The 12,205-nt window shown below is 72.5% G+C and carries 15 protein-coding genes; 14 read left to right on the top strand and 1 reads right to left on the bottom strand.

Features of this window, described 5'->3' with window-relative positions; genetic code table 11:
• The first annotated feature begins 21 nt into the window (after positions 1-21).
• From AC2H4J_RS13870 to AC2H4J_RS13820, 11 genes are all read left to right on the top strand, one after another.
• Positions 22-1,770 carry a proline--tRNA ligase gene (locus AC2H4J_RS13870; protein WP_487465455.1) on the top strand — a complete coding sequence of 583 codons (1,749 nt, stop codon included), beginning with the start codon at positions 22-24 and terminating at the stop codon, positions 1,768-1,770.
• A gap of 228 nt (positions 1,771-1,998) precedes the next feature.
• Complete coding sequence (rpsP, locus tag AC2H4J_RS13865; RefSeq protein WP_487465454.1) at positions 1,999-2,517, top strand: 30S ribosomal protein S16; 519 nt, start codon at positions 1,999-2,001, stop codon at positions 2,515-2,517.
• 3 nt (positions 2,518-2,520) lie between these two features.
• On the top strand, positions 2,521-2,757 hold the full coding sequence (locus AC2H4J_RS13860; protein ID WP_029339070.1) for an RNA-binding protein: 237 nt from the start codon (positions 2,521-2,523) through the stop codon (positions 2,755-2,757).
• 12 nt (positions 2,758-2,769) lie between these two features.
• Positions 2,770-3,309, top strand: a complete 540-nt coding sequence (gene rimM / locus AC2H4J_RS13855; protein ID WP_487465453.1) for a ribosome maturation factor RimM — start codon at positions 2,770-2,772, stop codon at positions 3,307-3,309.
• Positions 3,306-4,037: a tRNA (guanosine(37)-N1)-methyltransferase TrmD gene (gene trmD / locus AC2H4J_RS13850; RefSeq protein WP_487465452.1), complete on the top strand. Its 732-nt coding sequence runs from the start codon at positions 3,306-3,308 to the stop codon at positions 4,035-4,037. The genes rimM and trmD overlap by 4 nt, the downstream gene beginning before the upstream one ends.
• A complete protein-coding gene (locus AC2H4J_RS13845; protein ID WP_487465451.1) occupies positions 4,030-4,530 on the top strand; it encodes an NUDIX hydrolase in 501 nt (166 codons plus the stop codon). The genes trmD and AC2H4J_RS13845 overlap by 8 nt, the downstream gene beginning before the upstream one ends.
• Before the next feature lie 147 nt (positions 4,531-4,677).
• Positions 4,678-5,034 carry a 50S ribosomal protein L19 gene (rplS, locus tag AC2H4J_RS13840; RefSeq protein ID WP_487465450.1) on the top strand — a complete coding sequence of 119 codons (357 nt, stop codon included), beginning with the start codon at positions 4,678-4,680 and terminating at the stop codon, positions 5,032-5,034.
• Positions 5,035-5,101: 67 nt separating this feature from the next.
• The gene (gene lepB / locus AC2H4J_RS13835) at positions 5,102-5,986 is read left to right on the top strand and encodes a signal peptidase I (RefSeq protein WP_487465449.1); all 885 of its coding nucleotides are present in this window, start codon (positions 5,102-5,104) and stop codon (positions 5,984-5,986) included.
• Positions 5,987-6,148: 162 nt separating this feature from the next.
• Positions 6,149-6,877, top strand: a complete 729-nt coding sequence (locus tag AC2H4J_RS13830; protein ID WP_487465448.1) for a LuxR C-terminal-related transcriptional regulator — start codon at positions 6,149-6,151, stop codon at positions 6,875-6,877.
• Positions 6,878-6,961: 84 nt separating this feature from the next.
• Complete coding sequence (locus AC2H4J_RS13825) at positions 6,962-7,717, top strand: ribonuclease HII (protein ID WP_487465447.1); 756 nt, start codon at positions 6,962-6,964, stop codon at positions 7,715-7,717.
• On the top strand, positions 7,714-8,034 hold the full coding sequence (locus AC2H4J_RS13820) for a DUF2469 domain-containing protein (protein ID WP_092196408.1): 321 nt from the start codon (positions 7,714-7,716) through the stop codon (positions 8,032-8,034). Before AC2H4J_RS13825 ends, AC2H4J_RS13820 begins: the two co-directional genes overlap by 4 nt.
• Here AC2H4J_RS13820 and AC2H4J_RS13815 read toward each other — a convergent pair.
• Complete coding sequence (locus AC2H4J_RS13815; RefSeq protein WP_487465446.1) at positions 8,027-9,004, bottom strand: SDR family oxidoreductase; 978 nt, start codon at positions 9,002-9,004, stop codon at positions 8,027-8,029. The two genes, AC2H4J_RS13820 and AC2H4J_RS13815, sit on opposite strands and share 8 nt — an antisense overlap.
• 111 nt (positions 9,005-9,115) lie before the next feature.
• Here AC2H4J_RS13815 and AC2H4J_RS13810 point away from each other — a divergent pair, with 111 nt between their 5' ends.
• Genes AC2H4J_RS13810 through dprA form a run of 3 tightly spaced genes read left to right on the top strand, consistent with a single transcriptional unit; the run spans position 9,116 to position 12,197 of the window.
• On the top strand, positions 9,116-9,475 hold the full coding sequence (locus AC2H4J_RS13810) for a YraN family protein (protein ID WP_487465445.1): 360 nt from the start codon (positions 9,116-9,118) through the stop codon (positions 9,473-9,475).
• Positions 9,472-10,995, top strand: a complete 1,524-nt coding sequence (locus AC2H4J_RS13805) for a YifB family Mg chelatase-like AAA ATPase (protein ID WP_487465444.1) — start codon at positions 9,472-9,474, stop codon at positions 10,993-10,995. Before AC2H4J_RS13810 ends, AC2H4J_RS13805 begins: the two co-directional genes overlap by 4 nt.
• Complete coding sequence (gene dprA, locus AC2H4J_RS13800; protein WP_487465443.1) at positions 10,992-12,197, top strand: DNA-processing protein DprA; 1,206 nt, start codon at positions 10,992-10,994, stop codon at positions 12,195-12,197. The genes AC2H4J_RS13805 and dprA overlap by 4 nt, the downstream gene beginning before the upstream one ends.
• Positions 12,198-12,205 lie beyond the last annotated feature (8 nt).

Here is a 12,205-nt window from a genome sequence, read left to right as displayed (position 1 = left end):
CGGGCCTGGGAGACTTCCTCCGTGCTGTTGCGGATGTCGACCCTGTTCCTGCGGACCCTGCGTGACGACCCGGCCGACGCGGAGGTCCCGAGCCACCGGCTGCTCGTCCGCGCCGGCTACATCCGGCGGGCCGCCCCCGGTGGGTTCACCTGGCTGCCGCTGGGCTTCCGCGTCTTCCGCAACGTCGAGCGCGTCGTCCGGGAGGAGATGGACGCGATGGGCGCGCAGGAGGTGCACTTCCCGGCGCTGCTGCCCCGCGAGCCCTACGAGACCACCGGCCGGTGGACCGAGTACGGGCCGAACCTCTTCCGCCTGCAGGACCGGCGGGGGAACGACTTCCTGCTCGGGCCCACCCACGAGGAGATGTTCACGCTCCTGGTGAAGGACCTCTACGGCTCCTACAAGGACCTGCCCGTCTCGCTGTACCAGATCCAGACCAAGTACCGCGACGAGGCGCGGCCCCGCGCGGGGCTCTTCCGCGGCCGCGAGTTCACGATGAAGGACAGCTACTCCTTCGACGTCGACGACGCCGGTCTCGACCGCTCCTACGCCGCGCACCGCGAGGCCTACATCAAGATCTTCGACCGGCTCGGGCTGGACTACGTGATCGTGTCGGCGATGTCGGGGGCGATGGGCGGCTCGAAGAGCGAGGAGTTCCTGCACCCGACCGAGATCGGGGAGGACACGTTCGTCCGCTCGGCGGGCGGTTACGCGGCCAACGTCGAGGCGGTCACCACCGTCGTCCCGGACGCGATCCCGCTCGAGGGGCTCCCGGAGGCGCACGTCGAGGACACCCCGGACACCCCGACCATCGAGACGCTGGTGGCGGTGGCGCGGGAGATGTTCCCGGACGCCGGCTACACCGCGGCCTCCACGCTGAAGAACGTCGTCGTCACCCTCGTGCATCCCGACGGGACGCGGGAGCCGCTGGTGATCGGTCTGCCCGGTGACCGGGAGGTCGACGCCAAGCGCCTCGAGGCACAGGTCGCGCCGGCCGAGGTCGATGCCTTCACCGAGTTCGACCAGCACCCCGCCCTGGTCAAGGGCTACATCGGCCCGCAGGTGCTGGGTGCGGAGAACGAGTCGAAGATCCGCTTCCTGGTCGATCCGCGGGTGGTTCCGGGGACCCGCTGGATCACTGGTGCGAACCAGCCCGGCAAGCACGTGTTCGACCTCGTCGCCGGACGCGACTTCACCTGGGACGGCGTCATCGAGGCCGCTGAGGTGCGTGCCGGCGACCCGGCCCCGGACGGTTCCGGGCCCCTCGAGCTCGCGCGCGGGGTCGAGATGGGCCACATCTTCCAGCTCGGCCGCAAGTACGCCGAGGCGCTCGACCTCAAGGTGCTCGACGAGAACGGCAAGCTGGTCACCGTCACCATGGGCTCCTACGGGGTGGGGGTCTCGCGCGCGGTCGCGGCCATCGCCGAGTCCAACCACGACGAGCTCGGCCTGGTCTGGCCGCGCGAGGTCGCCCCGGCCGACGTGCACGTCGTGGCCACCGGCAAGGACGCCGCGGTCTTCGAGGCGGCCGAGGAGCTGGCCGGCGAGCTGGTGGGCGCCGGGCTGACCGTGCTCTACGACGACCGGCCCAAGGTCTCCCCGGGCGTGAAGTTCAAGGACGCCGAGCTGCTGGGCATGCCGACGATCGTCACCGTCGGTCGCGGCCTGGCCGAGGGCGTCATCGAGGTCCGCGACCGGACGACCGGGGAACGCGAAGAGGTCCCGGTCGCCGAGGCCGGTGCGCGCGTTCTGGCCATCGTTCGCGGCTAGCTTTTCGGCCCCGTCCAGAGGCTCGCCGCGAGCGTGCGAGCGGTGAGGGGGGCGGGGTCCTTACCGGGGCCGTCGGCGCCGGCGCGCCTTCTGGCACAATGGCTGGTCGAACACGGCTGCAGCGGCCCTCTCACCGGTGCCGACCGTGTCCATCGCTCCGCCCCGGCGTAACCCCACACGTCGCTCCGGCGAGCAACCACACAGCGTTCGAGGAGTACACCACCCACCGTGGCCACCAAGATCAAGCTCATGCGCCTGGGCAAGATGCGCGCGCCGTACTACCGCATCGTCGTCGCCGACGCCCGGACCAAGCGTGACGGCCGCTCGATCGAGACGATCGGCAAGTACCACCCGAAGGAGGAGCCCTCGTTCATCGAGGTCGACTCCGAGCGGGCCCAGTACTGGCTCGGCGTCGGCGCCCAGCCGACCGAGGCCGTCGCCGCCATCTTCCGGGTCACCGGTGACTGGCAGAAGTTCAAGGGCGAGCCGGCGCCGGCCCCCATGCGGGTCGCCGAGCCCAAGCCGGACAAGAAGGCGATCTACGAGGCGGCCGTCCGCGAGGGCATGAACGAGCCCACCGCCGACGCGACCACCGCGAAGAAGAAGGCCGCGCCGAAGAAGGCCGCTGCCGAGGCCCCTGCTGCCGAGGCGCCCGCCGCCGAGGCGACCGAGGCTCCGGCTGCCGAGGCTCCCGAGGCTCCGGCCGCCGAGGAGACCCCGGCTCCCGCCGAGACGCCTGCCGAGTAAGACGTGCTCGAAGAAGCGCTCGAGCACCTGGTCAAGGGCATCGTCGACCACCCGGAAGACGTGACCGTCGATCTGCTCACCAACCGTCGCGGCAAGACCCTCGAGATCCGGGTGCACCCGGACGATCTCGGCAAGGTCATCGGCCGCGGCGGGCGCACCGCCAAGGCGCTGCGCCAGGTGATGACCGGCGTCGGCGGTCGCGGCCTGCGGGTCGACGTCGTCGACACCGACGGGCGCTGAGCACGCACTCCCTTGAGCGACCAAACTGACGACACCGTGGTGGTCGGCCGGATCGGCCGACCCCACGGTGTTCGTGGTCTCGCCACCGTCGAGGTGCGCACCGACGACCCGGACCTGCGGTTCGCACCGGGCGCGGTGCTGATGACCGACCCGCCGCAGCGCGGGCCGCTCACGGTGACCGGCCGGAAATGGCACAGCGGCACGCTGCTGCTGCAGCTGGCTGCGCCGTCCGGTGACGTCTACGCCACCCGCGAGGACGTCGACACGCTGCGCAACACGCTCCTGCTCGTCCCGGTGGCCGCGCTGCCGGAGATCGAGGACCCGGAGTCCTTCTACGACCACCAGCTGGTCGGGCTCGCCGCGCGCCTGACCGACGGCTCGACGCTCGGTGAGGTCGTCGCCGTCCGCCATGAGGCCCAGGACCTGCTGGTGATCCGCCGTCCCGACGGCCCCGAGCTCCTGGTCCCGTTCGTGTCGGCCCTGGTGCCGTCGGTCGACCTCGCCGGCGGCTTCGTCGTCGTGGACCCGCCCGAGGGGCTGCTCGACCTGTGAGTTTCGACATCCAGGTCGTCACCATTTTCCCCGAGTACCTGGCGCCGCTGGGCCAGTCGCTGCTCGGCAAGGCCGCCGAGCGCGGCCTGGTCCGCATCGGCGTGCACGACCTGCGCCAGTGGACCGACGACGTGCACCGCACGGTCGACGACTCCCCCTACGGCGGGGGGCCCGGCATGGTCATGCGCCCCGAACCGTGGGGTCGCGCGCTGGAGGCCGTCCGCCCGCCGGGCACCCGGCTGGTGGTCCCCACCCCCGCCGGCCAGCCGTTCACGCAGGCGCTCGCCGCCCAGTGGGCCGCGGAGCCCGGGTTGGTCTTCGCCTGCGGCCGGTACGAGGGCATCGACCAGCGGGTGGCCGACTGGGCCGCGGATGCGGGGCCGGTGTCGGAGGTCTCGATCGGTGACTACGTGCTGGCCGGCGGGGAGTCCGCCGTCCTCGTGATGGTGGAGGCCGTCACCCGCCTGCTGCCCGGGGTCGTGGGCAACAGCGAGTCGGTCGAGTTCGACTCGCACGCCGACGGGCTGCTCGAGGGCCCGTCCTACACGCGGCCGGCGTCCTGGCGGGGGCACGAGGTGCCTGCGGTGCTGCTCTCCGGCGACCACGCCTCGATCGCCCGGTGGCGGCGGGCGGAGTCCCTGCGCCGCACCGCGTCCCGGCGTCCCGACCTGCTCGAGCGGATCGTGCTCAACGACGTCGATCGCGCGTTGCTCGACGGTGATGGCTGAGCGGCTTCCGCTGCGGCCGGCCGCCCGGGTGGTCGTGCTCGACCCCACCGGTCGCGTGCTGCTGTTCGGCGCCCGGCTCGTCGACCTCGACAGCCCGCCGGGACCTGTCCTCTACTGGTACACGCCGGGCGGTCAGGTCGAGCCGGGGGAGGCGCTGCGCGAGGCGGCGGTGCGGGAGCTGGCGGAGGAGATCGGCCTCGTCGTCGAGCCGGCCGCGCTCGAGGGCCCGGTCTGGCTGCGTCGCGCCGTCGCGCCGCTGCTCGGGGTCCCGATGGACCACCGGGAGACCTACTTCGTGCTGCGGGACGTCGTCCACGAGGTCGACGTCACCGGGCAGACCGAGATCGAGGCGTACGAGGACCAGCCGCACCGCTGGTGGTCGGCCGCGGAGATCGCCGCGTCCGCGGAGTCGTTCGTGCCCGCCCAACTGGCCGACCGCCTGGAGGAGCTGCTCGGAGGACCCTCTGCGGGGCCGCCGCGCATCGTCTCCTGAAGATGTGGCACAGTAGAGAGCTGCTGCAGACCGTGGGCTCCCGCCGACGGCGGCTCCGCCATGGAGTAGCAGCCACTGATTCGGACGGCCGGTCACTCCGCTGTCTGCACCGATAGAGCCACTGCACTAGGACTGAGGACTGCCGAGATGAACACCCTGGACGCACTCGACGCCGACTCGTTGCGCGGCGACATCCCCGACTTCCGCCCCGGGGACTCCGTGAAGGTGCACGTGCGGGTCGTCGAGGGCAACCGCTCGCGCATCCAGGTCTTCCAGGGCGTCGTGATCCGTCGCCAGGGTGGCGGCATCCGCGAGACCTTCACCGTCCGCAAGGTCAGCTTCGGCGTCGGCGTCGAGCGCACCTTCCCGGTGCACACCCCGGTCGTCGAGAAGATCGAGGTCGTGACCCGCGGTGACGTCCGCCGGGCGAAGCTGTACTACCTCCGCGAGCTGCGCGGCAAGGCCGCCAAGATCAAGGAGAAGCGCGACATCATCGCGCGCTGACACGCTGACCGGCCGGTCGAGACCGGCAGTCGTCGCGGCGGGCCTCCCGCGCCGTACATTGCTCGTGATGAGCAGTGATCGGCCCGGGGGGCCCGCCGACGTCGTTCCAGGTGACGAACCCGCGAAGCAGCCTGGGGCCGCCGCCGACGGCGCTTCCTCGCGCCGGTCGCGCCGGCGCGGTGCGGCGAAGAAGGGTTCGCTGCTGCGCGAGCTGCCCGTGCTCCTCCTGATCGCGTTCGTCCTGGCCCTGGTCGTCAAGACGTTCTTCGTGCAGGCATTCTTCATCCCGTCCGGGTCGATGGAGCAGACCCTGCACGGTTGTGCGGGCTGCACCGGCGACCGGGTGCTGGTCAACAAGGTCCCGTACTGGTTCGGGAAGCCCGAGCCCGGCGAGATCGTCGTCTTCAAGGGCCCGGACACCTGGACGCCGGAGGTGTCGGTCGCCGAGCCGAGCAACTGGTTCTCCGCGGCGATGCTGTGGCTCGGGCGCACCGTGGGGGTCGCACCGCCGAGCGAGGACGACTTCGTGAAGCGGGTGATCGCCACGGCCGGCCAGACGGTGCAGTGCTGCGACGCCGAGGGGCGCGTGACGGTCGACGGGAAGCCGCTCGACGAGCCCTACATCTTCGAGAACACCCCGATCGAGTCCCGCGCCTTCGGCCCGGTGACCGTGCCCGAGGGGCGGCTGTGGGTGATGGGTGACCACCGTTCGGCATCGGCCGATTCCCGAATGCACAACGGCGACAAGTACAGCGGCACGATCGGGGTGGACGACGTCATCGGGAAGGCCGCCGTCATCGTCTGGCCGGTGAGTCGTTTCGGGCTGCTGCATGCGCCGGACATCCAGGGGACCGAGGCCGCGGCAGCCGGCGCCGTCCCCGCCGCCGTGGGGCTGGTCGGGGCCGTTCCCCTCGTCGCCTGGCGTCGCCGGCGCCGTTCCGGCGACCACTGAATGCCACTCGGCGTTTCTCATGTGACTGGGACGGAAATGAATCCGGCGCGCAGATAGCAATGAAAAAAATGTAAGAAAAGTGTTCAAGCAATCGTTTCACCCTTCCGATGGAGACATTGCAAGTTCCCGGAGAGTGAAACGGAGTCAGTTGTGTCTGCACCTATGGCGAGCACCGCCCGCGGGGTCACCCGCGTGCTGCTCCTCGCTGACGCGCCCGTCCTGCGTCGCGGTCTGGTCAGCATGATCAACGAGACGGCCGGCATGCAGTCGGTGGGTACGCCCGGCGAGCTGCGTCGGGCCCTCACGCTGGTCGAGTCGGCCCGACCCGACGCGGTCGTGGTCGAGCTGGGCAGCGGCCGCGCCGCCACCCTGAACGCCTGCCGCGACCTGCGGCGCCGCTTCCCCCGAGTCGCGATCGTCGCGCTGGCCACGTCCGAGGACCCGGCCATCGTGAACGAGGCGATCGCTGCGGGCATCCGCGGCTACCTCATGATCAACACCTCGCCGACCCTGCTCGGCTGGGCGATCCTGGCCGCTCGTGCGGGCCGGACCGTCGTCGACCCGCAGATCCGCCGGGTCGAGCCCTCGGACGTGCCGGCCGCCAAGCCGTTCGCGCCGGAGGTGCCGCTGACCCGCCGCGAGTCCGACGTGCTGGACGAGCTGCTCCAGGGGCAGTCCAACCGTCAGATCGGCCGCAACCTGTTCATCAGCGAGGACACCGTCAAGTCCCACGTCAAGGCCATCCTGCGCAAGCTGGGTGCCCGCGACCGGGCCCACGCGGTCTCCCTGGTGCTGTCCAACCGCCAGCCCGGCTGCACCTGCGGGCACAGCCTCTCGGCCGCCCGCGCCGTCGAGCTGGACCACTCGGGTCTGGACGCCGCCGACATCTGATCGGTCCGCACCACCATCTCCGGCACACCGGGCCGGTCTCCCCTCGGGGAGACCGGCCCGGAGTGCGTCGTAGGGTCGGTGCCGATGGTCAGCACTGCCCCTTCCCGCACCCGTCGCACGATTGCCGACGACGACCGCCCCGACGCGCTCTGGGACATGGAGCGCTCGCTGCGCCGCCGCGGGTTCGCCGCCGTCGCCGGGGCGGACGAGGCCGGCCGTGGGGCCTGTGCGGGCCCGCTCGTCGCCGCCGCCTGCGTCCTGCCGTCCGGGCGGCGCGGCCGCGTGCCCGGCCTGGCCGACTCCAAGCTGCTCACCGCCGCGGCCCGGGAACGCGTCTACAGCGAGGTCGTCGAGCGCGCGGTGGCCTGGTCCGTGGTGGTCATCCCGGTGGCCGATCTCGACGCCCGCGGCATGCACGTCACGAACATCGAGGCGCTGCGCCGGGCGGTCTCCGCGCTCGAGCCCGGGCCGGACTACGTCCTCACCGACGGCTTCCCCGTGTCCGGCCTGGCCCAGCCCGGGCTGGCCGTCTGGAAGGGCGACCGCGTCGCCGCCTGCGTCGCCGCGGCGTCCGTGCTGGCCAAGGTGAGCCGCGACCGGATGATGATGGAGCTGCACGAGCGGTGGCCGGAGTACGACTTCGCCGGCCACAAGGGCTACATCACCGACGTCCACAGCGCGGCTCTGCAACGGCACGGGCCCTGCCCGGAGCACCGGATGCGCTTCGTGAACGTCCGCAGTGCGCGGGACTCCTACGCCGCGCGGGGACTCCAGGTCACAGCCGAAGTCGCCATGGTCGATGATGACCTCATGAGCCCAGTGCCCGGAGACGTTCGATGAGCACCGAGGATCTCGAGAAGTACGAGACCGAGATGGAGCTGCAGCTCTATCGCGAGTACCGCGACATCGTGCGGCAGTTCACGTACGTGGTGGAGACCGAGCGGCGCTTCTACCTCGCCAACTCGGTCGACCTTCAGGTGCGCGAGGCGGGGGGAGAGGTCTACTTCGAGCTGAAGCTCTCCGACGCGTGGGTCTGGGACATGTACCGCCCGGCGCGGTTCGTCCGCAACGTGCGCGTCCTGACGTTCAAGGACGTCAACGTCGAGGAGCTGGACAAGCCCGACCTCGAGCTGCCGGAGAACCCGCGCATCACCTGATCGGCGGCAGGACCGACTTCTCGCGGAGGATCTGCTCGACCGTCCGGAGCGGCCCTAGGCCCAGGCGGGCTGCGGTCCCTGCGGTGTCCCAGTCGGTCTGGGACGTCGCGATCAGCCGGTTCAGGCCCATGACGCCCGCCAGGGACGGCGCCACGGGCATGAACAACCGCTGCAGAACGGCGAAGGCGCGCGCTGGCTGGCTGATGACCCGGACCCGACGACCGAGCACCCTTTGGTAGATCGCGGCGACGTCGGTCCACGAGAGGACCTCGGGGCCGCCGAGGTCGACGGGGCCCTCGCCGGTGTCCGGTCGTAGCGCCGCCGTGAGCGCCGTGGCCGCGTCGTGCACCGACAGGAATGCCTGCCGGGCGGTGGCGGGTCCGGGGACGACCATGATCCCGCGCCGCTCGACGGTACGACCGGTGACCCCACGGAACCAGCGGAGCGTGGGATAGGGCCGCGTCAGCGTGCTCCGCTCCTCGCCGCGCAGCGGGAGCTCGCTGCCGACGAGAGCCAGCCAGACCTCGGTGAACGGTGGTGTCCGCAGAGAAAGCCACGACAGGCCGGACTCGCCCAGCAAGCGCTCGACCCGCCGCTTCATCGCGGCGACCGGCACGCGCTCGTCCAGCGGTGTCTCCGGCACGCTCATGAACACGAACCGGCGGACGCCGGATCGCTCGGCGCGCTCGATCAGCTCGGCGTATCCGGCGTCGAGGGCCGCAGCGCTGTCCGTGCGGTGGATGGGGGCGACGGCGTTCGCCGTGGCCACGACCGAGTCGACCCCGGCCAGCGCGGCGTCCAGGGTCTCGGGCCGGGTCAGGTCCGCAACGACCAGTTCGGCGCCCAGAGCGGCCAGGTCGGTCGCCGTCGCCGGGTCGCGCACCATCGCGCGCACCGACCGGCCCTCCGCCCGCAGCCGCCGCACCACGAGGCTCCCGACCTGCCCGGTTGCGCCCACCACGAGGATCACTCTGGCCTCCTGCCGGTCGGTCGAGGGGCATTCCGTCCACAGGGGTGGTCCCCGTCCACAGCTTCCCCCGGGAGCTGTCGTAGCGGCCCGCCGGGGCGAACGGTCGGTGGCGTGTCCACCACTCTCGAGCTCGGCTCCCTCGGCGAGCACATCGCCGCCACCTACCTCACCGATGTCGGCCTGCGGGTGCTCGACCGCAACTGGCGCTGCCGGGAGGGCGAACTCGACCTCGTCGCCCGCGATGCCGACGCGCTCGTCTTCTGCGAGGTCAAGGCTCGGCGGGGGACCGGGTTCGGGTTTCCGGTGGAGGCAGTGACCCTCACCAAGCAGCGCAGGCTGCGCACGCTGGCCCAGCGCTGGCTGGCGGCGCACGACGAGCACGCGCCGGATCTCAGGTTCGACGTGGTCGGTGTCCTGGTGCGCCCCGGCCGGCCGGCTCTGGTGACCCACCTGCGGGGGGCGTTCTCGTGACGCTGGCGCGCACCTGGTCGGTGGGCCTCGCGGGCGTCGTCGGCGCGATGGTCGAGGTGGAGGTCGACATGGCCAACGGGATGCCCGGAGTGGCGCTGGTGGGTCTCCCGGACGCCGTGGTGCGTCAGTCGGTCGACCGCGTCCGCGCGGCCGTGGTGAACGCCGGTGCGACGTTCCCGTCTCAGCGCCGGATCACGATCGGCCTGTCACCGGCGTCGATGCCGAAGCAGGGGAGCGGCTTCGACCTCGCCCTGGCCGCCGCTGTCCTGGCGGCCTCAGGAACGGTGCCCGATCGCTCGGTCGACCGGCTCGTGCTGCTGGGGGAGTTGGGGCTCGACGGCACCGTCCGAGGAATCCGCGGCGTGCTGCCCGCGGTCCTCGCCGCCGCGCGTGCGGGGCACCGACAGGTCGTGGTGCCCGCGGCCAATGCCGATGAGGCGGCATTGGTCGAGCGTGTGCAGGTGCTGCCCGCGACCACGCTGGCCGAAGTGGTCGCCCACCTGGCCGGCACGACCTCGATCACCCCGCACGTCCGCGGACCGCTGCCGGCCGAGCCACCGGTCCCCGACCTCGGCGACGTCGTCGGACAGGCGGCGGGCCGGCGCGCGGTCGAGATCGCCGCCGCCGGAGGTCATCACCTGTTCCTGACCGGTCCGCCGGGTGCGGGCAAGACCATGCTGGCCGAGCGGCTGCCGGGCCTGCTGCCGCCCCTGGACGAGCAGGCGGCGCTCGAGGTCACCGCCATCCACTCGGTGGCCGGCACCCTGCCCCCAGACGCTCCGCTGCTGCAGCGCAGCCCGTTCGAGGCGCCGCACCACTCGGCCTCCATGGCCTCGCTGATCGGCGGGGGATCGGGGCAGATCCGGCCCGGCGCTCTCTGCCGGGCACACCGCGGTGTGCTGTTCATGGACGAAGCGCCTGAATTCCCCCGCGCGGTCCTCGACACGCTGCGCCAGCCCCTCGAACGCGGCTCGGTGACCATCCACCGGGCGTCGGGCTCAGCGACGTTCCCCTGCCGGGCGCAGCTCGTGCTGGCTTCCAACCCGTGCCCGTGTGCGTCCGCCGCCGGCGACATCGCGTGCACGTGCAGCGCCCTCGAGCGGCGGCGCTACCAGGCCCGGCTGTCCGGCCCGCTCCTCGACCGGATCGATCTGCGCGTCGACCTCCCGGCCGTCACCCGTGCGGGCTGGCTGGACGCCCTCGAACCACCGGAGACCACCGAGGTCGTGGCCCGGCGGGTCGCGGAGGCCCGCGCCGCGGCGGCCGGACGGCTGGGCGGCACCGGACTGACGCTGAACAGCCAGGTCCCGGGGCGGTTGCTCCGGGAGCGCTGGGTGGTGCCCCGGATGTCGCTGCGCCTGGCGGAACGGGCGCTGGAACGCGGGGCGCTCTCGGTGCGCGGGTTCGACCGGGTTCTCCGGGTTGCCTGGACGGTCGCGGATCTGGCCGGCCGCGCCGTGCCGGACGCCGACGACGTGGCCGAGGCTCTCGGCATGCGGCTGCAGCGGGCCGCGGCATGAGCCTCGACGAGGTTCTGGAGACGGGAACGGTGGCCGCCGCGCGGCGGGCTCGGGCGTGGCTGAGCCGTGTCGCCGAGCCCGGCACCATCGACTTCTGGCGCTACATCGAGGACGTCGGGCCCGTCGATGCGGTCCGGCGACTGCGGGCAGGGTCGGCCCCCGAACGCATCCGTGCGATCGTCGGGCCCCGGGCAGACCAGGACGAGAGCCTCGCCGACCTCGCGCGGGCAGAGCGTGTCGGGGCGCGGCTGGTGATTCCCGAGGACGACGAGTGGCCGGCGCTACCGCTGCATGCCCTCACGCTCGCGACGAGCCGCGAGCCCGCCGATCACCGCCACCAGCCGGGCCGCACCCTGGCCCCGGTCCCTCCGGTCGCGCTGTGGGTCCGTGGGCCCGCGCGGCTGGACCAGCTCGTGGACAGGTCCGTTGCGGTGGTCGGATCGCGGGCGTCGACGGCCTACGGCGAGCACGTGGCGGGTGAGCTCGGCTTCCAGCTGGGGGAGCGCGGCTGGACGGTCGTCTCCGGCGGTGCCTTCGGCATCGACGCCGCCGCGCACCGTGGCGCGCTGGCTGCCGAGGTGCCGACGCTGGCCGTGCTGGCCTGCGGCGTGGACCGGCCCTATCCGGCCGCGCACGGGGCGCTGTTCAGCCGCATCGCCGAGACCGGGCTGCTGGTCAGTGAATGGCCGCCGGGATGCGCGCCGCTGCGCCACCGGTTCCTGGTGCGCAACCGGCTGATCGCGGCGCTCACCCGGGGCACGGTCGTGGTGGAGGCGGCCGCGAGGTCGGGCGCGCAGGCCACGGCGAAGCGTGCCTCGCGGCTCGGTCGCCGGGTCATGGTCGTCCCGGGCCCCGTGACCAGCGCGATGTCGGTGGGCTGCCATGAACTGCTGCGGGACGAGGAGGCAGGAGCGGTTCTCGTCGCGTCGGCCGCGCACGTCATCGAGGCCGTCGGCGGGATCGGGACCGACCTCGCCGAGCCCCCGGACAAGCCCACCGGTCCGCGGGACGGGCTCTCCGACCTCGCCACCCGCGTGCTCGACGCCTGCCCGGTGCGCACCGGGGTCAGTCCCGAACGGCTCGCAACCATCGCCGGCTGCGACGTGCTCGAGGTGCTGAGGGTGCTCCCGGCACTCGAGCTGGCCGACCTCGTCCAGTGGACGGGTAGCGGCTGGCGGCTCGGTCGCGGCGCGGCGGCTTGACGGGCCGG

It is taken from the genome of Blastococcus sp. OS1-29, from assembly GCF_057628075.1.
This window is presented reverse-complemented; position numbering and strand designations above follow the sequence as displayed.

Coding starts and splice junctions, on each gene's coding strand:
- AC2H4J_RS13845 (WP_487465451.1), top strand. CDS start 4,030: ATGGCTGAGCGGCTTCCGCTGCGGCCGGCCGCCCGGGTGGTCGTGCTC.
- rplS (WP_487465450.1), top strand. CDS start 4,678: ATGAACACCCTGGACGCACTCGACGCCGACTCGTTGCGCGGCGACATC.
- AC2H4J_RS13820 (WP_092196408.1), top strand. CDS start 7,714: ATGAGCACCGAGGATCTCGAGAAGTACGAGACCGAGATGGAGCTGCAG.
- AC2H4J_RS13830 (WP_487465448.1), top strand. CDS start 6,149: ATGGCGAGCACCGCCCGCGGGGTCACCCGCGTGCTGCTCCTCGCTGAC.
- AC2H4J_RS13825 (WP_487465447.1), top strand. CDS start 6,962: ATGGTCAGCACTGCCCCTTCCCGCACCCGTCGCACGATTGCCGACGAC.
- lepB (WP_487465449.1), top strand. CDS start 5,102: ATGAGCAGTGATCGGCCCGGGGGGCCCGCCGACGTCGTTCCAGGTGAC.
- dprA (WP_487465443.1), top strand. CDS start 10,992: ATGAGCCTCGACGAGGTTCTGGAGACGGGAACGGTGGCCGCCGCGCGG.